Source organism: Vibrio sp. M260121 (genome assembly GCF_036533715.1).
Lineage (GTDB): Bacteria > Pseudomonadota > Gammaproteobacteria > Enterobacterales > Vibrionaceae > Vibrio.
In genome coordinates, this window is the sequence record NZ_JATABF010000009.1 from 73,072 (window position 1) to 93,350 (window position 20,279).

11 protein-coding genes are annotated in these 20,279 nt (G+C 46.9%); 5 read left to right on the forward strand and 6 right to left on the reverse strand.

Annotated features, from left to right (window positions below; all coding sequences use genetic code 11):
- The first annotated feature begins 426 nt into the window (after positions 1 to 426).
- Positions 427 to 897 carry a hypothetical protein gene (locus QTO06_RS07660; RefSeq protein WP_005426464.1) on the forward strand — a complete coding sequence of 157 codons (471 nt, stop codon included), beginning with the start codon at positions 427 to 429 and terminating at the stop codon, positions 895 to 897.
- On the opposite strand, the gene QTO06_RS07665 is transcribed toward QTO06_RS07660, so the two are convergent.
- Together QTO06_RS07665 and QTO06_RS07670 are read right to left on the reverse strand one after the other, a co-directional pair.
- Positions 894 to 1,376 carry a putative 4-hydroxy-4-methyl-2-oxoglutarate aldolase gene (locus tag QTO06_RS07665; RefSeq protein WP_005426466.1) on the reverse strand — a complete coding sequence of 161 codons (483 nt, stop codon included), beginning with the start codon at positions 1,374 to 1,376 and terminating at the stop codon, positions 894 to 896. The two genes, QTO06_RS07660 and QTO06_RS07665, sit on opposite strands and share 4 nt — an antisense overlap.
- Positions 1,377 to 1,430: 54 nt before the next feature.
- Complete coding sequence (locus QTO06_RS07670) at positions 1,431 to 1,838, reverse strand: DUF3293 domain-containing protein (RefSeq protein ID WP_331407341.1); 408 nt, start codon at positions 1,836 to 1,838, stop codon at positions 1,431 to 1,433.
- A gap of 360 nt (positions 1,839 to 2,198) precedes the next feature.
- Here QTO06_RS07670 and arcA point away from each other — a divergent pair, with 360 nt between their 5' ends.
- Positions 2,199 to 2,915, forward strand: a complete 717-nt coding sequence (gene arcA, locus QTO06_RS07675) for a two-component system response regulator ArcA (RefSeq protein ID WP_005436194.1) — start codon at positions 2,199 to 2,201, stop codon at positions 2,913 to 2,915.
- A gap of 105 nt (positions 2,916 to 3,020) precedes the next feature.
- On the opposite strand, the gene QTO06_RS07680 is transcribed toward arcA, so the two are convergent.
- The 4 genes from QTO06_RS07680 to QTO06_RS07695 form a co-directional block, all read right to left on the reverse strand.
- A complete protein-coding gene (locus tag QTO06_RS07680) occupies positions 3,021 to 3,470 on the reverse strand; it encodes a hypothetical protein (RefSeq protein ID WP_331407342.1) in 450 nt (149 codons plus the stop codon).
- Between the two features lies 1 nt (position 3,471).
- Positions 3,472 to 5,832 (reverse strand): aerobic respiration two-component sensor histidine kinase ArcB, encoded by a 2,361-nt coding sequence (gene arcB / locus QTO06_RS07685; RefSeq protein ID WP_331407343.1) that lies wholly within the window; start codon positions 5,830 to 5,832, stop codon positions 3,472 to 3,474.
- Positions 5,833 to 6,055: 223 nt separating this feature from the next.
- Positions 6,056 to 7,801 carry a sensor domain-containing diguanylate cyclase gene (locus QTO06_RS07690; protein WP_258492663.1) on the reverse strand — a complete coding sequence of 582 codons (1,746 nt, stop codon included), beginning with the start codon at positions 7,799 to 7,801 and terminating at the stop codon, positions 6,056 to 6,058.
- A gap of 50 nt (positions 7,802 to 7,851) precedes the next feature.
- Positions 7,852 to 8,796, reverse strand: a complete 945-nt coding sequence (locus tag QTO06_RS07695) for a TIGR01212 family radical SAM protein (protein ID WP_005436190.1) — start codon at positions 8,794 to 8,796, stop codon at positions 7,852 to 7,854.
- 554 nt (positions 8,797 to 9,350) lie between these two features.
- Between QTO06_RS07695 and gltB (QTO06_RS07700) the strand changes: the two genes are divergently transcribed.
- From gltB (QTO06_RS07700) to gltB (QTO06_RS07710), 3 genes are all read left to right on the forward strand, one after another.
- Complete coding sequence (gene gltB, locus QTO06_RS07700) at positions 9,351 to 13,889, forward strand: glutamate synthase large subunit (protein WP_331407344.1); 4,539 nt, start codon at positions 9,351 to 9,353, stop codon at positions 13,887 to 13,889.
- On the forward strand, positions 13,889 to 15,358 hold the full coding sequence (locus QTO06_RS07705) for a glutamate synthase subunit beta (protein ID WP_331407345.1): 1,470 nt from the start codon (positions 13,889 to 13,891) through the stop codon (positions 15,356 to 15,358). Before gltB (QTO06_RS07700) ends, QTO06_RS07705 begins: the two co-directional genes overlap by 1 nt.
- A 452-nt stretch (positions 15,359 to 15,810) precedes the next feature.
- Entirely contained in the window at positions 15,811 to 20,274 is a 4,464-nt protein-coding gene (gltB, locus tag QTO06_RS07710) for a glutamate synthase large subunit (protein ID WP_331407346.1), read from the forward strand.
- Positions 20,275 to 20,279 lie beyond the last annotated feature (5 nt).

Below are 20,279 nucleotides of genomic sequence, written 5' to 3' on the forward strand. Positions count from 1 at the left end.
AAATAAATATTCAACGATAATTATGTGTTTGCTTAACTCTACGTTTACCGAGTTTCGTAAACAGAGTCAACAAAAAATTGTTTATTTTCCGGCCTTACAGAGATTTATGCTACGCAATGTCATTGATATTTCAATGTAATTACAATGATTTACCAAGATGACACCAAAGATGACTTTTTTCTACAACCAACTCATCTAACTTAAAACCGAGTCTTCTAACCATCTTTCATCTGATCCTCTACGCTGCGCGTAAGATCAAAGTGTCGATCTTTACTGATGCTAATTAACAAACACTTAACTGTGATCAATGTTCCTAGGATCGAATTAAAAGGAAAATAAGTGAGCTAGCTTTCATATTCTATGCTTTAATAGTGAGAAGCTTTTCGCACATACTAATAACAAAGTTAGACACAAGGAGTGGTCAACATGAAAAAATGGATTTTTCTGTTACTGTTCGTTGTGCCTGGCATTTCTGTCGCCAGTGATCTTCCGCCTTTACCGGGCAAAACTTCCTCGTCTCCACACAAACTTTTCATTTCTAGTGAAAACTACCAAACCGACAGCTTTGATGTCTGGAATATCGATGGTGGGTACGCGTATGAGCTGTTTGACTCTGTCGATCTTTACGTGGGTGCTCGCGTCAATAACTCTCCAACTCAGAATCAGAGCGGCTTTTTAAGTGGTATCAGCTATCACTTGAACGATCGCGTGACGGTGAAAAGTACGGTGCGTTCTTACAAAGGCGAAACGACAGAAGGCATACGTGAAGAAGACAGTAGCCTTGCCGCAGAAGTATCGAGCCGCGTGAAAATCACCGAGAACTTGGATCTTCACGCCACTCTGGATTATCAAGACTGGCAACAAGGCTTTGAAGTAGGCCTAGGCTTCCGCTTCTAAAAATCCAACGCCTCTTTCGAAGTTAATACCCCATTCCAATCCGCATACACATAGTGCTTAGGTTGTACGATCTGGTTTTGCATGGTCAGTGTCACGTTGACTTCTCCCATGCCACGCTTCTCAGTTTTAAACGGGCATGTACCCAATGCTTGAATACCGATGTCCATCTGTGACATCTGCGCCACATCACGAACCGCACCGTAAACGATGATCCCTTCCCATCCATTTTCGATACCAAGAATCGCCAATTGATCGCCAAGCAAAGCTTTTTGACAAGAGCCGTGTCCATCCACGATCAGCACTTTTCCTGTGCCGTCTTCACTCAGTACTTCACGTACTTTGGAATTATCGTGGTAGCAGCGCACAGTGACAATTTCGCCGTGAAAGGCACTGCGTTGACCAAAGTTCTGCAATGGCAAGCTCAGCAGGGTAACTTGGTCCTCAAATTGGTCACAAATGTCTGGTGTTATGTCTCTCATAGTTCCTCCGTGAATTGTCTCATCCGAACCAACGCTCAGGTGAGTAGTATCCTTCTATACGAGTCGCTGTGTTATCGACCCTAGCTTGTGCATCACCTCAGGAGCGGAACAAGCAATCAAATAAAGTTCGTCATCAATAACGTAGTAAATCGCGTTCTGCTGGAACTTATTGGCCAACTCCACCGCCGCTTGTGAGGTTAACTCCGCAGCGTAACTTTCTTCCAACCACTCAAATGCCTGATCGCCTACCGTGACAGGCACGTACTTTACGTGGTTTAATTGTTTCTCGAGCTTATGATTACTTATGCAATTCTCTTCTTTTGACCGCAAATTACTGTAAGGGTTCCAAGCAGTTATCACTGCGTAGCTGGTAACCTGCCATTCAGCATGAAAACGGAAGAAAGACTTTGAATAAGCATTCCATAACGATGCGTCTATGTTCGTATTACTTTTTTCTATCATAACTCTTAAACGATTAATAACAGTTACATTTCATCAATTGATGTAAATCAACAAACTGAATGGAATTAACATTTGAGCATTGTTAGCATGCTGTTAACAATATAAAATCCGCTCCATATCTTAGGGTGTTTACGTTTCAGGCCCCATAAATACTGGAATTGAAAGGTAAACAAGCCCTATAGAATAAACGTCGCCATTGGATACTGGTGAGTTGGCAAAATTCCAAGGAGGGCGGATAACTGAAAGAAGTGTTTTTTTGATCAACTTGATTTATTATCAAAATCACATTACCTGTATGTTATATTTTTGCCTAGAATTTATTCTATTAGCACAATTTTGTCACAAATTTAGGTACCGCCAATGCAAACCCCGCAGATTCTTATCGTTGAAGATGAGCAAGTAACTCGTAACACTCTTAAGAGTATTTTTGAAGCAGAGGGATACGCTGTTTTTGAAGCCAGTGACGGTGAAGAGATGCACCAAGTGTTGTCTGAAAATTCAATCAACTTGGTTATTATGGACATTAATCTTCCAGGCAAGAATGGTCTCCTTCTAGCACGTGAACTTCGCGAGCAAGCGAACATCGCTCTGATGTTCCTAACTGGTCGTGACAATGAAGTAGACAAGATCCTAGGTCTTGAAATTGGTGCTGATGACTACATCACTAAACCATTTAACCCACGTGAACTGACTATCCGTGCGCGCAACCTGCTAAGCCGCTCTATGAGCACTAACGCTGTACAGGAAGAGAAACGCTCGGTAGAAAAATACGAGTTCAACGGTTGGGTGCTAGACATCAACAGCCGCTCGCTAGTGAGCCCAGCTGGTGATAGCTACAAACTGCCTCGTTCTGAGTTCCGTGCTCTACTGCACTTCTGTGAGAACCCAGGTAAGATTCAAACTCGTGCTGATCTTCTTAAGAAGATGACTGGCCGTGAGCTTAAGCCACACGACCGTACTGTAGACGTAACTATCCGTCGTATTCGTAAGCACTTTGAATCAGTATCAGGTACACCAGAAATCATCGCGACAATTCACGGTGAAGGCTACCGCTTCTGTGGCGATCTAGAAGACTAATCTGCCTCAGTAAAAAACAATAAGGGCTTGCTCCATGAGCAAGCCCTTTTTCTATCTGTAAACGAGCAAATAATACAAAAACCGTAATTAGTACAAACCTAGCGATTAGTACACCTTGTCGATTCGGACGCCTTTTTCGACTAACCAGCCTTTCTTTCCTGCATCATCGAGCAGCAGTGCTAAATCAATGCGCTTTTCCATATCCGCTTCAATTTGCCATACGAATGCCACTTCCCACTGATTTTCACTGTGCGTGCGCAGCTCTAGCAAGTCTCCATCGATTTCCCATTCAGAGTCACCCTGCTTAACGATAAGCGAATCAACGGTCAAGTTTGCTGGAAGTTCTTTATCGGCCTTCAAGTACAATGCGCCATGCACATTCTGCTCTTGAACTTCACCAATGGTTGGCATCAGGTTTACCCATAAGTTGCTTTTCAACTCAACATTCATCTTGTTCATGGTGATTTGACTGTCTTCTTGCCAGTCCACTTGAGGAGCAGAGCTACAACCTGCCAGTAGTGCAATTGCCAATGCTGCCGATGCAAATTTCTTCATGTTATTTCCTCTGTTCCAACCAACTTTTTAATACTTGTATATCGTTTTGATACTCGTTTTTAATTTCTTCTACCCAATCTGATATGTTCTCCCACCATGCAGGCATATCTGGAGACTGCGCTTTCTGTGCAACGCTTTGAATGTGTTTAAGGCCTATTGAGCCTGCCGCACCTTTGATTTTGTGTGCTTCAGAGACAATGCCATCTTGGTCTTTGGCCGTCATATTTGAATCAAGCACTTCAATGTAATCTGGCATCATGTCTTCAAACATTTTGATGCTATCGTAAACAGGCTTCACACCAACGATATCCACGTAAGATTCGAGCATATCTAAATCGAGCAAATGCGTATTGAGCACTGGTGATGGGGTCGGTGTAACATCCTCAACCACTTCAGGCTCGATAACGACTTCTTCTTGGCTTTCAATACGATTAACGAAGAACTTATCAATCACTGCCTGCATTGCCTGAACCGCAAGCGGTTTGCTGATGGCATCGTCCATACCATTATCTAGATACTCGCGACGATCTTTCATCACATTAGCAGTGAGTGCCACCAGCGGCGGCAGATTGTCGTAGTGCTCACGATAGTACTTGGCGACATCAAAACCCGTCATGTCAGGCAATTGAATATCAAGCAGTGCTAAATCATACTCATCCGGCACAAAGTTCACTAGCGCCTCTTGGCCTGTCATTGCAACGGTCACGGTATGCCCCAAACTCTCAAGTAGTGACTTAGCAACGGTGACATTCAACTCAATGTCTTCCACCATAAAGATATTCAGGCGCACGTTATCGCGTTTTGCATCAACAACGGGCTCTGCGAGCTCAACAATTGGGACGTGAATGGACACGGTGAAGGTACTGCCAAAGCCTTCTTCACTCGCTACGGTAATGTCACCGTCCATCATGTTGATCAGCTGCTTAGAAACTGCCAAACCAATACCAGTACCTACCGCATGCAGGTTATCTTTGCCAGATTTCACTTGATAGTACATAGCGAAGATCTTATCCAACTCTTCATCTGGAATACCGATGCCAGTATCTTCCACTTCCATAATGATGGTCGCGTAGTCGTCTTCTACATCTGCGCTCACCGTCATCACTACGCCACCTTCTTTAGTGAACTTCATGGCGTTACTAACGAGGTTCCAAATGACCTGACGCAGACGTGTGGCATCCACTTCAATCGCTTTAGGCAATGAACTTAAACGCTCCAGGTCAAAGCGCAGCCCTTTTTGCTCTGCCATCAGTGCTGAGATGCTTTCGATTTCAGCGACGAAGTCTTCAAAGTTCAACGGCGCAGGCAACAGCTCCAATTTACGACGGTCGAATTTGTCCATGTCGATGATGTCGTTGAAGATGTTGCCCAAAGTAATGGCACTGACGTTGATGGTTTGCATGTGCTTGCGCTGCTCGTCCGTCAGTTGGCTATCAAGCAACATACGGCTCAGACCAACGATGCCGTTTAATGGCGTACGAAGCTCATGACTGATTGTAGAAATAAACGTAGTTTTATCTCGGCTGGCTTTTTCTAGGGACTCTTCATGGCGTTTACGCTCAGTGATATCACGACCAAAGCCCACTAGACCAAGGTGGCGGCCATCTTTGCTGTAAAACGGTACCTTGCGCAGTTCAAAGTAATGCTTACGTCCATCTGGGTATTCCAGCCATTGCTCGTAAGTAATCGCTTGATTGTCGGCAAAGACTTTTTGGTCGGTATCGACGATATGTTCAGCCACTTCTTTACTGTAGACATCCCATGGGCTCAAGCCGACTAACTGGTGCTCTTTCTTGCCAGTTAGCTCTTCCATTGCACGGTTACAGCCAGAGAAAACACCATCAGCGTTACGGTAGTAAATCAAGTCTGGAGAGGCATCAATGAAAGAACGTAATAGTGCGGTACGCTCGGCAAGCTCAAGCTGAGTGCGTTCACGTTGAAAAACTTCATTCTCGAGGTCTTGCATCGCTTCTTCGCGAGCCTCTTCCGCTTTAATACGCTCTTCAATCTCTTGGTTGAGCTTTTCAATGTTCTGCTGCAGTTGAAAGTTCAGCTCTTGGTCACGCGAGCGCATGTCTTTCAGTTTGGAGACAAGTTTCGTCAACCTTTGACGTGATTCTTCTAGTTGATCGACAACCACTGATAAGAAGTAAACGGCCCACGGCGTGATGAGAAGACCAAAGAACACCGAACGAACGATATCGATGTCATCGACATTGCCTTTGAGCGCGAGGGTAATACCCACTTGCACCACGACAGCTAAAGCGACCAGCGCAAGCGCCAGTAATATCGAGAAACGGACAATCCCCAGCTTAACCAAAAGGTCAACGTAATACTGGGCGAGATTTTTCATGGGCTTCATTCACTACTCCATGGAACAAGCTAGATACCGAGCCCTGATGATTGGAAAAGTAAAACCGCAAAGAAACGGTGTCTCTACGGTTTAAATGTTTGAAATACACACAGATGAAATAGCGATGCTTCAGGGCTCTTCAACGCCTCATACTATGTAGTTGCAGTTTAGCGTGTTTAATACGGTGATTTAAACCGCCTGCTCTCAACTTAGAGCAAGCGGTCACAAAGCGTTAGTAAGAACTTGGGTGAAGATGGGTTCGATCTCGACCATCTGCCTTCGCTTGGTAAAGCGCGCTGTCAGCCATGGCGACACCCATTTCAGGTTCATCACCGTGATGAGGGACATAAGAAACGAAGCCAATACTGACCGTCAGTCGATTTGAAACATTCGAACAACCATGCTCAATTGCCAACTCGTGGATTTGCTCGTGAATACGCTGGGCGACTTTATGCGCCCCCTCAGTTGTTGTATTTGGCAGGATAAATGCAAACTCTTCTCCGCCGTATCGAGCCACACAATCGGAAGATCGACTCACCACTTGTTGGAATACCGCAGCCACTTTGACGAGGGCTTCATCACCTTGTTGGTGACCATAACAGTCGTTGTAATCTTTGAAGAAATCGATATCACACAACATGATTGTCAGTGGTAACTTCTCACGAATGTGGTGATACCAAAGGGTATGAAGCTGCTCATCAAAACGACGACGGTTAGCCACTTTGGTAAGACTGTCAGAGAAGCTCAGTTTCTCTAGCTCAAGGTTCGCCTCTTCGAGCTTCTGCTCAGCAAGATAACGCTCAGAGATATCACGAGCCATGATCAACACGCCATTAGTGCCGGACGCTTTATCTTTGAACGGCGATTTCACCACATCAAACCACGTGTAATAGCCATCGCTGCTGCTCACTTTATCGATGTAGCGTATAGGCTGAGTTTGCTTCAAAGCTTGCAAATCACTTGCTTCTAAGCGGATGTAGATATCTTCAGGGATAACGTCTTGTAGGCGCTTACCAATAAGGTCACTCACATCAGGAATCCCGAGAGCATTAACGAATGGTTTATTACAAGCTTGATAAACCATGTTTTCGTTGAAGATACCAATGGAATCAGGACTCGCGTCTAGAATCGTTTGTAAGATCGTATCACGCTGAGCCAACGCTACTTCGGTGTCTTTACGACGCTCCATTTCATCACGAAGGTTTTGTTGCATCTTGTGCCATTCCGTCACGTCATGACTGATGGATAGCGTGCCGATCATCTCACCGGCTTGCGAAACCAGCGAGCTTTGGTTCACTTCAAGCAAGCAACTTCGACCTTGAGGATCGGTTGTCCAACGGCGTTCACTTTTACGAGTCGCGATTGGGCGAGCTTTTGACGTACACGCCTCTTCTCTGCGCCCTTCCCAAAACAGATCAAATGCGCGGTTAGTCGTTAATACTTTACCTTGTTGATCTTGCAAACAGATCAATTCAGACAGAGAGTCGATAGCAGAACGAGCGATACTAAGCTGCTCAAGCTCTTGTTGTTGTTCAGTATGAGTGACTTGATGTGGCTGAGCATACACAATCCAAACTCGGTGACCGCGAAGCAAACTCTTTCGACCCGACAACTCAACTTTGATGCTCTCTGTCTCGGACAATCGCCAGCCGAACAACTGTTGACGGAAGTGTCGACTAGAAAAGCTATCAAGTAGTGTTACCAGTTCTTCAGTATGAAAGGAAGCAGGATAAAGAAAGCCAGAACCTAATGAACGAATGCCAAGTAATTGCATGGCTGAGTCATTAGAAAGCAATAACTGTCCGTGACTAGCATCGATCACTAGTACGGGATAAGGAGAGTCAGTAACCAGCTGTTTCAAGCCGGACTGGAAGCGTATATAGATCAGCGTGACGGCGATTACGCATACCACAGAGAGCAGGACCACAAATCCGTAGTCGCCCTGCCCATCCCAGAGCCAATTGAGTAACTGATCCATTTTTCCGACCTTTAAAGCAAATCGGAAGAAATATAACAGTTCTTAATCGATCATTCCGCTTTTAATTCTGGTTTGCTATAGATGAAAGCATCGCCGGTTAAGCTACCTTGTGCGCCATCTTTATCTAATGCACGACCAATTTCAGTCATCGCCAACCAGCGGTTCTCACACCATAATGGCGATAATAAGGTTGGACGACGCGCAGCAGAAGAAACACGGTGGTAGATCACCTCTTTTGGTGTCATGCGGATCAATTCACTGGCAGTTGCGACGTAAGTTTCTAACTCTGGCGCTTCTAACCTTCCGGCACGCCATGCTTTTGCCATGGTGCTACCTTCGACAATGTGCAAGCCGTGCAGCTTAATGCCATCAGTGCCAACTTCGAGTACTTTACGCATCGTTTCAATGTTGTCGTCGCGAGTTTCTTTCGGCAAACCAACGATCAGATGGGTACAAACTTTAATACCCAAAGCACGAGCGCGTTTGGTGATTTCTGCATAGCACTCAAAATCATGACCACGGTTGATACGCTTGAGGGTGTCATTGTTGGCAGTTTGAAGACCAAGCTCTAGCCAAATCTCATAGCCTTGATTTACATAGTCAGACAGTAAATCCAATACTGCATCAGGAACGCAATCTGGACGAGTGCCCACACAAAGGCCGACGATATCAGCAGCCTTGAGGGCTTCTTCGTACATGTTTTTGAGGACTTGTACTTCTGCATAGGTACTAGTGTACGCCTGAAAATATGCCAGATACTTCTTCGCTCGATGGATCTCTCCCGCGCGATCTTTCAGTTGATCGTGGATGCTTTTGATCTGTACTTCTTCGTCAGCAAACGAAGCCACATTACAGAATGTACAACCACCTCGGCCAATCGTGCCGTCGCGGTTTGGGCAACTAAAGCCACCATGTAAAGTCAGCTTATGGACTTTTTCGCCGTAACGACGCTGAAGGTCTTGGCCTAATGTGTTGACCAACTCATGTAACTGCATAGATTCTCACCAATAGTAAACCGTAATAAATCTCACTACGATTAATGTAACTAAATTACATCCCTGCAAGAAAAAACAAATAATTCTAGTCAATTCAAACAAACAGGTAGCGGTGTGAAATCAATAAAACTGCATAAAACCAACTTAAAACCTGCAATGTTGCGCAAATGTTAAACAAAAAGTGAATATTTAAACGAAAAAATTGGGTCACAAAAGCGACTTTTCGTTGCATTCTCAAGTCACAAAATTGTAGGATACTTACACAACCCCGTCGTTTTTGTGACTTTTATTACAACATCAACTGCGGGAATTGTCGGCGATACCCCGCTCCCACCTATATAAGTCACTAAATTGTGGCAATAAATAAAGGGATATCACCAAGGATTGTTTTTCTCGCAAAATTTTTCCTGCGAGATACGGAAAGGAATCAAGACTGGTCAACCTCGGCCAGTGGCGAATCATAAATATAAAGGACAAGACGCAAAGAGCGCACCTAAGGCAGTCGAGATCTGTCCGAGATTCTTGCGTCGACATTGAACTGGAAGGATGTATCTATGGTAGATAGAGAGCAAAATTCACAGGGTCTGTACACTCCGGAGCTGGAGCATGACGCTTGTGGTATCGGTTTTGTTGCTCACCTTAAAAACCGTAAATCTCATGAAGTAGTGACTCAAGCATTGGATATGCTGGCTCGCATGGAACACCGTGGTGGCCAAGGCTGTGATCCATGCAGCGGTGATGGCGCGGGTATCTTGCTACAAAAACCTCATGAATTCCTATTAGAAGAAGCCGTTAAGCTAGGCATTAAACTGCCTTCGTTTGAAAAGTATGGTGTTGGTGTCGTTCTTTTCCCGAAAGACGAATACAAACGCGAACAATGCCGTGACATTCTAGAACGCAACGCACAGCGTCTAGACCTTGAAGTTATCGGCTACCGCGTTTTGCCAACCGACAACTCAATGATCGGTGCAGACCCACTAAGCACAGAGCCTCAGTTTGAGCATGTGTTTATCTCTGGTGGCCCTGGCATCACACCTGAAGAGCTCGAGCGCAAACTGTACGTGCTTCGTAACTACACAGTGCGAGTTTGCCTAGAAAGCGTTTCAAACATTGGTGACGACTTCTACATTAACTCAATGTCATACAAGACATTGGTGTACAAAGGTCAGTTAACGACAGAGCAAGTACCTCAGTACTTCCTTGATCTGCAAAATCCGACCATGGTGACCGCACTGGCACTGGTACACTCTCGTTTCTCTACCAACACCTTCCCGAAATGGCGTCTTGCACAGCCTTTCCGTTACATTGCCCACAACGGTGAAATCAATACAGTTCGCGGTAACTTGAACTGGATGAAAGCCCGTGAAGCAATTCTAGAGTCAGACCTGTTTACTCAGGCTGAAATCGACATGCTTCTTCCTATCTGTCAGGAAGGCAGCTCGGATTCATCTAACTTTGACATGGCACTTGAGCTCCTAGTTCTTTCTGGTCGCAGCCTGCCACACGCATTGATGATGATGATCCCAGAAGCATGGCAAGAAAACAAAAACATGGATCCTAAGCGTCGCGCGTTCTACCAATACCACGCGAACATCATGGAACCATGGGATGGTCCTGCTTCAGTATGTTTTACTGACGGTGTTCAAGTTGGTGCGACACTCGACCGTAACGGTCTGCGCCCTTCTCGCTACACAGTGACCAAAGACAACTTCCTAGTGATGGCATCTGAATCTGGTGTTGTGGATATTGAGCCAGAGAACGTAGAGTTCCGCGGCCGTCTACAACCAGGTCGTATCTTCGTTGCAGACCTAGAGCAAGGTCGCATCATCTCTGATGAAGAAGTGAAAGACACCATTGCAACAGCGCAGCCTTACGAGAAGTGGGTAGAAGAAAACCTACTGAGCTTGAAGAAGCTGCCAGATGCGAGCAACCAGTTTAGCCAACCTTCTCCAGAACGTTTGCTACACCGTCAACAAGCTTTCGGTGTGAGCACTGAAGAAGTGAACGAAATCATCGTTCCAATGGCGAATGATGCGAAAGAGCCATTATCAGCCATGGGTGCCGACTGGCCTCTTGCGGTTCTATCTCATCAGTCTCAGCATCTTTCAAACTACTTCAAGCAGCTGTTTGCACAGGTAACTAACCCGCCGATCGACCCGATCCGTGAGCGTATGGTTATGTCGCTGAACACTTACTTGGGTAAAGACCAAAACCTTCTGACTGAAACACCACTTCACTGCCAGAAAGTCGAATTGGAATCGCCAGTTCTGGCGAACTCTGAGCTTGAAAAACTGCGTGCGATCGATAACGAACACCTACAAGCGAAGACTTTGGATATCGTATTCCAAGCCAATGAAGATCAAGGCAAGCTTGAGCGCGCACTAAAACGTATTTGCCAATACGCAGAAGACGCGGTTATCGATGGTTACTCAATCATCCTACTCACTGACCGTGCAGTGAACTCAAACCACGCGGCGATCCCAGCAATGCTGGCAGTTGGCGCAGTACACCACCACTTGATCCGTAAAGGTCTACGTGCGAAGTGTGACATCGTGGTTGAAACTGGTGACGCGCGTGAAACGCACCACTTTGCAACGCTACTTGGTTACGGTGCGAATGCGGTTAACCCTTACCTAGTGATTGAAACCATCATTGAACTTCAACGTACGAAGAAGTTGGATCCAGAAGCGAACCCTCGCGACCTGTTCGACAACTACCGTAAAGCGATCAATGGCGGTCTTCTGAAGATCTTCTCGAAGATGGGTATTTCAACGCTACAGTCGTACCACGGCGCGCAAATCTTCGAAGCTTTAGGTATCCACAAATCAGTGGTCGACAAGTACTTCACAGGTACGGTTTCTCGTATCCAAGGTCTAACCCTTGATGATATCGCCAAAGAAGTGCTGATCCGTCACCGTATCGGTTACCCACAACGCGAAATCCCAATTCAAATGTTGGATGTTGGCGGTGTTTACCAGTGGAAACAGCGTGGTGAGAAACACCTCTTCAACCCAGAAACCATTTCTCTACTGCAAGAGTCTACGCGTAACAAGAACTACGATCAGTTCAAGCAATACGCGACTGCTGTAGATAAGCAAGGTGACAACGCGGTAACCCTGCGTAGCCAACTTGAGTTCATTAAGAACCCAGCAGGTTCTATCTCTATCGACGAAGTCGAGCCAATTGAAAGCATCGTGAAACGCTTCGCGACCGGTGCAATGTCATTCGGTTCTATTTCTTACGAAGCACACTCCACACTGGCTGTTGCGATGAACCGCCTTGGCGCGAAATCGAACTCTGGTGAAGGTGGTGAAGACCCAATGCGTTTCGAACGCAAAGACAACGGCGATTGGGAACGCTCTGCGATCAAGCAGGTGGCTTCAGGTCGTTTCGGCGTAACCTCTTACTACCTAACCAACGCTGATGAGCTACAAATCAAGATGGCTCAAGGTGCGAAACCAGGTGAAGGTGGTCAGCTACCAGGCGATAAAGTGGATGACTGGATCGGTGCTACACGTCACTCAACTCCGGGCGTCGGTCTTATCTCGCCACCTCCACACCACGATATCTACTCAATCGAGGATTTGGCTCAGCTTATCTACGACTTGAAGAACGCGAACCGCGCGGGTCGCGTAAACGTGAAACTGGTATCGGAAGCTGGCGTAGGTACGATCGCTTCTGGTGTTGCTAAAGCGAAAGCGGACGTTGTACTTATCGCAGGTTTCGACGGCGGTACTGGTGCATCCCCAATGTCTTCAATCCGTCATACCGGTCTTCCTTGGGAACTTGGCTTGGCAGAAACGCACCAAACGCTACTGAAGAACGGCCTACGTAACCGTATCGTGGTTCAAGCAGATGGTCAGATGAAGACACCTCGTGACCTTGCAGTTGCAACACTACTTGGTGCAGAAGAATGGGGCGTGGCAACCGCAGCATTGGTGGTTGAAGGTTGTATCATGATGCGTAAGTGTCATAAGAACACCTGTCCTGTTGGTATCGCGACTCAGAACAAGACCCTTCGCGAGCGCTTTGATGGTCGCGTAGAAGACGTCGTAACCTTCTTCCAATACATGGCACAAGGTCTACGTGAAATCATGGCTGAACTTGGCTTCCGCACTATCGATGAGATGGTAGGCCAAGGTCAGAAAATGAAAATTCGCCAAGATGTTTCTCACTGGAAATACAAGAACCTAGACCTATCTCCTGTTCTACACGTTGAACAGCCACGCGAAGCGGACGGCGTATTCAACCAAGCAGAGCAGAACCACAACTTAGAAGAAGTACTAGACCGTAAGCTGATTCAAGCTGCCATTCCTGCTCTCGAGAAAGGTGAAGCGGTGACAGCCGAATTCCCTATCGTTAACACGGACCGTTCTGCAGGAACCATGCTGTCGAACGAAATCTCGAAAGTGTACAAAGATGCCGGCCTTCCTCAACCAATGAACGTGAAGTTCAACGGCTCTGCAGGTCAGTCATTCGGTGCATTCCTAGCTAAGGGCGTGAAGTTCGAAGTGGAAGGTGATGCAAACGACTACTGGGGCAAAGGCTTATCTGGCGGTACCTTGGTGCTGTACCCTGATGCGAAATCAAGCATTGTCGCTGAAGATAACATCGTGGTTGGTAACGTATGTTTCTACGGTGCAACCTCGGGTGAGTCTTTCATTCGCGGTATGGCTGGCGAACGTTTCTGTGTTCGTAACTCAGGTGCGAAAGTAGTAGTAGAAGGCGTCGGTGACCACGGTTGTGAATACATGACTGGCGGTGCTGCCATCATCCTTGGTTCAACAGGTCGTAACTTTGCCGCAGGTATGAGTGGCGGTGTTGCTTACGTATGGGATAAATCAGGCGACTTTGAGTCGAAACTGAACCCAGAACTGGTTGACCTAGACCCAATCGAGCAAGAAGACAAAGATCTATTACTCGACATGCTAACCAAGCATGTTCAATTCACAGGAAGTGAAGTCGCTCAGTCTTTCCTAGACAACTTTGAAGCAAGCCTAGCCTCTATGGTTAAGGTAATGCCGCGTGACTACAAAGCGGTTCTTCAAAAGCGTAAAGCTGAAGCGCAACAAACTGAAGCGGAGGCAGTGTAATGGGTAAGCCTACTGGATTTTTAGAGCATGGTCGTGAACTTCCACAGAAGATCGACCCAGCTGAACGTATCAAGAACAACAAAGAGTTCGTTCTGAACGAGGAGTTTGGTAGCAAAATCAATACTCAAGCTTCTCGTTGTATGGATTGTGGTGTGCCGTTTTGTCATAACGGCTGCCCTATCGGTAACATCATCCCAGAGTTTAACGACGCGGTTTATCGTGATAGCTGGGAAGAAGCATGGAACATTCTAAGCTCGACGAATAACTTCCCTGAGTTTACTGGTCGAGTTTGCCCTGCTCCATGTGAAAGTGCTTGTGTACTTGGCATCAACCAAGATCCAATCACCATCTGTAATATCGAGAAAACCATCGTGGAAACGGCGTATCGTGAAGGATACGCCAAACCAAAAACACCACGCTCTCGCACAGGCAAAACCGTTGCGATCATCGGTTCGGGCCCTGCTGGCCTTGCGGCTGCTGAGCAACTAAACAGCGCTGGCCATACTGTGACAGTATTCGAGCGAGACGAGAAAGTAGGCGGTCTGCTACGTTTTGGTATCCCAGATTTCAAACTGGGTATGGACGTGATTGATCGTAAGATCAACTTGATGGCAGAAGCAGGTATTGAATTCAAAGTTAACCAACACGTTGGTGTTGATGTGAATGCCCAGCAACTTCGTCAAGAATTCGATGTGGTTCTACTAACGGGTGGTTCAACCGTTCCTCGTGATTTGCCAGTTCCGGGGCGTGAGCTAAAAGGCGTTCACTTCGCAATGGAATTCCTAGGTCAAAACAACCGCCGTGCCAACAACATGGATCTTAAGGGTGAAGAACTTCACGCCGCGGGTAAACATGTTGTCGTTATCGGTGGTGGTGATACGGGTTCTGACTGTGTAGGTACATCAAACCGCCACGGTGCAGCAAGCATCACTCAGGTTGAAATCATGCCGATTCCACCAGAGAAGCGCCCTGCTAATATGCCATGGCCACAGTACCCGATGATCCTACGTACTTCGACCTCTCATGAAGAAGGCGTTGATCGTCACTGGAACATCCTAACCAAAGAGTTCATCGGCAATGACAAAGGTGAAGTTACAGGCCTTCGTTTAGCTGATATCGTTTGGCAAGATGCGAAACCAGGCGAGCGCCCAAGCTTCAAAGAAGTAGAAGGCAGCGAGCGTGTGATCCCATGTGATATGGCATTCCTAGCGATGGGCTTCCTGCACCCAGAACCAACTGGCGTGCTTGCTCAACTGGATATCGCGCTGGATGATCGCGGTAACGTAGCAACCCAAGGTTTTGCTACCAACCAAGAAGGTGTATTTGCTGCTGGTGATATGCGAACAGGACAATCTCTGGTGGTTCGTTGTATCAACGAAGGTCGTGAATGTGCCCGTGCTATCGATGGCTATTTAATGGGTGGCACAAACCTAGAAGCAAAAGCAGATTCACTGATGCTTTCTGCGTAAAGGGAGTGTTCTCACTTCCTCTTTCTAAGTATTAAATCCAGCCATCAGTAGTATCGATGGCTGGTAGCGAAGAAAGAAAACAGTTCCTTCCAACCTTTTTATTTTGACCAGCATTTTGTGCTGGTCTTTTTTATGCCCGCCAGAATCAAATGTTACTTTTTTGTAACAACAACTTTTCTATCTCACTGTTTTTATTGAATTATTTCAGCCAATTAAATGGTAAATCGCATATTCACGCGATGATTCACTAATAACTTGACCTTTTTTACAATAAGCTATAGCTTGTGAAGTTGGTGAAAATAAAACACACAATTTTTGTTAAGATATTTGACGAATTTTATTGAATAGATATACATAAAACATAGAAAGTGACGCATAGTTAGTCATCATTATCAACTTGAGCAGTGTTGATATATCTGTCGGGATGACAGATAAGCAAAGGGAGAATTGCAATGGCTCTTTATGATCCAAGTCTTGAGAAAGACAACTGTGGATTTGGCTTAATCGCGCACATGGAAGGCGAGCAAAGTCACAAGCTGGTACGTACAGCAATTTCCGCACTTGATCGCATGACCCACCGTGGTGGCATCGCCGCCGATGGTAAAACTGGTGATGGTTGCGGTCTTCTTCTACAAAAGCCCGATTCCTATTTACGCCTTATCGCCGAAGAAAATGGCTTCAACCTTGGCAAGCAATACGCCGTTGGGATGATTTTCTTCAACCAAGACCCGGTGAAAGCTCAACTCGCCAAGGACATCGTCAACAAAGAACTCGCACAAGAGACGTTAACTGTTGCGGGTTGGCGTGAAGTGCCAACCAATTCAGAAGTACTCGGCCCAATCGCTGCTGATTCACTTCCAGACATTCAACAAGTCTTTATCTCTGCCCCGGCAGGTTGGCGCGAGCGTGACATTGAGCGTCGCCTCTACATCGCACGCCGTCGCATCGAAAAACAAATCACTGAAGATCCTGACTTCTACATCTGTAGCTTGTCGACACAAGTTCTGGTGTACAAAGGCTTGTGCATGCCTGCGGACTTACCGCGCTTCTATCTTGACCTTGCTGATCTACGCATGGAATCTGCTATCTGCCTGTTCCACCAGCGTTTTTCAACGAATACTCAGCCTCGGTGGCCTCTGGCTCAACCGTTCCGTTACCTTGCTCATAATGGTGAGATCAATACCATTGAAGGTAACCGCCAATGGGCACGTGCTCGTGCTTACAAGTTCTCATCACCACTGCTGCCAGACCTACAAACTGCGGCACCATTTGTGAACGAGACTGGCTCAGATTCTTCCAGCTTAGATAATATGTTGGATCTCTTTTTAGCAGGCGGTATGGATATCTTCCGCGCCATGCGCATGCTTGTGCCACCAGCATGGCAAAACCACCCAGATATGGATCCGGATCTTCGAGCGTTTTACGACTTCAACTCCAAACACATGGAACCATGGGATGGCCCGGCTGGTATCGTACTGTCCGATGGTCGTTACGCTGCCTGTAACCTAGATCGAAATGGTCTGCGTCCTGCACGTTATGTGATTACCAAGGACAAGTTGATCACTCTAGCTTCTGAGGTGGGGATTTGGGATTACGCTCCGGATGAGGTCGCAGAAAAAGGCCGTGTTGGTCCGGGTGAACTACTGGTTATCGACACTCGAAAAGGTAAGCTTTGGCAGTCTAGCGAGATCGATAACGATCTGAAATCTCGTCACCCTTACCGCGAGTGGATGGAAAACAACGTTCGCAAACTCACACCTTTTGCTCAGTTACCTGAAGATCAAGTTGGCGAACGCAGCTTTGATGAAGACTTGCTTAAGACTTATCAAAAGCAATTCGCCATGAGCAATGAAGAAGTCGATCAAGTGTTGCGCGTTCTCGGTGATATGGGACAAGAAGCGGTCGGCTCTATGGGTGATGACACCCCGATGGCCGTCTTATCCTCTAAAGAGCGCTTGGTGACTGACTATTTCCGTCAGAAGTTCGCGCAGGTAACCAACCCGCCGATCGATCCACTGCGTGAAAAACACGTGATGTCACTGGCGACCAGTATTGGTCAGGAGATGAACGTCTTCTGTGAAACCGATGGCCACGCCTACCGAGTGACCTTCGATTCGCCAGTATTACTTTACTCAGACATGCAGCAATTACTCGAGCTTGGTGACGATCATTACCGTAATACCATTCTCGATATCAACTACGATCCACAACAGAAAGATCTCAAACAAGCCATTGATGATCTGTGTGAACAAGCGGAACAGGTCGTACGTGAAGGCACGGTTCTAGTCGTGCTTTCAGATCGCGCTTTAGTCAAAGGCAAACTGCCAATTCCTGCAGCAATGGCAGTCGGTGCGGTTCAAACTCGCTTGATCGATGCCAACTTACGTTGTGATGCCAACATTGTTGTTGAGACCGCAACAGCTCGTGACCCACACCAATTTGCTGTCTTGCTTGGCTTTGGCGCCACTGCAGTTTACCCATACCTAGCTTATGAAGCACTAGGTAAGCTGATTGATGATAAAGCGCTAGAAAAAGACTATCGCGATGTGATGCAAAACTACCAATACGGCATCAACAAAGGTCTGTACAAGATCATGTCGAAAATGGGGATTTCTACCATCGCCTCTTACCGCTGCTCGCAACTGTTTGAAGCGGTTGGCTTGAGCCAAGAAGTGGTCGATTTGTGCTTTAAAGGTGTTACAACTCGTATTGAAGGCGCGAACTTCGACGACTTCCAACAAGATTTGTACAACCTTTCTCGTAAAGCTTGGGCGAAACGCAAAGCCATTGAGCATGGCGGCTTATTGAAATACGTCCACGGTGGTGAATATCACGCCTACAACCCAGACGTGGTTGGTACACTGCAAACTGCGGTGAAATCAGGCGAAAGTAATGATTATCAGAGCTTTGCTAAGCAGGTGAACCAACGCCCTGTAGCCATGCTACGAGACTTAATGTCGCTGAAAAAATCAGACTCACCGCTACCTTTAGAGCAAATTGAGCCTAGCACTGAGCTCTTCAAGCGCTTTGATTCTGCGGCGATGTCTATTGGCGCACTTAGCCCAGAAGCGCACGAAGCACTTGCAACAGCGATGAACCGTCTTGGTGGTTACTCCAACTCCGGTGAAGGCGGTGAAGATCCACGTCGCTTCGGTACAGAGCGTAACTCGCGCATCAAGCAGATCGCTTCAGGTCGGTTTGGTGTTACGCCTCACTACCTCACCAATGCAGACGTACTGCAGATCAAGGTCGCACAGGGTGCGAAGCCGGGCGAAGGTGGTCAGTTACCGGGACATAAAGTCACAGCAGAAATCGCAAAACTGCGTTATTCGGTACAGGGGGTGACTCTGATCTCCCCTCCTCCGCACCACGATATTTATTCAATTGAAGATTTAGCCCAGCTGATCTTCGACCTAAAACAAGTCAATCCAAATGCGCTGGTTTCGGTGAAATTAGTATCTGAGCCTGGTGTCGGCACCATCGCAACAGGTGTCGCGAAAGCTTACGCTGATCTCATTACCATTTCGGGTTACGACGGTGGTACCGCAGCAAGCCCATTAACTTCAGTGAAATACGCTGGTAGCCCATGGGAATTGGGACTGGCAGAAACCCAACAAGCATTGGTTGCCAATGGTCTACGCCATAAGATCCGTCTGCAAGTAGATGGTGGTCTAAAAACGGGCCTAGACGTGGTGAAAGCAGCGATTCTCGGTGCGGAAAGCTTCGGTTTTGGTACTGCGCCAATGGTGGCAATGGGTTGTAAGTTCCTACGTATTTGTCACCTCAACAACTGTGCCACAGGAGTTGCGACTCAAGACGAGACTCTACGCAAAGAGTACTTCAAAGGTCTACCGGAAATGGTGATGAACTACTTCATTGGTCTGGCGGACGAAGTACGTGGATTACTTGCTGAACTTGGTGTTGAAAAACTTACTGACTTGATTGGTCGTACCGATTTGTTGGAAACCGTTGAAGGTCTGACAGCAAAACAAACCAAGCTGGATTTGTCGAATATCCTTGAGGCACCAGTCTCTCCAGAAGGACACCCTCTTTACTGGACACAACCAAATACACCATTTGATAAAGCAGAGCTAAACAACAAGATCATCGAAGACGCACTACAAGCGGTTGAAAAACGTCAATCTGCTAGCTTCTTCTACAACGTGATCAACACCGACCGTTCTGTGGGTGCTCGCCTATCTGGTGAAATCGCTCAGCGTTACGGCAACCAAGGCATGGCGGCGACGCCAATCAAACTGCACTTGGATGGCACTGCAGGCCAGTCATTTGGCGTTTGGAACGCGGGTGGCGTAGAGCTTTACCTCACTGGGGATGCCAACGACTACGTAGGTAAAGGCATGGCTGGCGGTAAGGTGGTTATCAAACCTCACCTTGGCACTGCATTTAAGTGTAATGAAGCAACCATCATTGGTAACACCTGTCTGTACGGCGCGACCGGCGGTAAGCTGTTTGCGGCAGGTAAAGCCGGTGAGCGTTTCGGCGTACGTAACTCAGGTACGATTGCCGTTATTGAAGGCGCTGGCGATAACGCTTGTGAGTACATGACCGGCGGTATTGTTGCCATTCTTGGCGCAACAGGCGTGAACTTTGGCGCAGGCATGACTGGCGGTTTTGCTTACGTATTGGATGAGAACCAAGACTTCCAAGGTCGCGTGAACAACGAGTCTGTTGAAGCGATTTCTCTGTCGGATCTCTACATCCATCAAGAGCACTTACGTGGTCTAATTGCCGAGCATCTTGAAGAAACCGGCTCTAGCCACGCAGAAGATATCTTGGCGAACTTTGATGAATGGATTCCAAAGTTCTACTTGGTGAAACCACAAGCGGCAGACTTACGCACGCTACTTGGCCACCAGAGTCGCAGTGCCGCAGAACTGCGCGTTCAAGCCCAGTAATCATG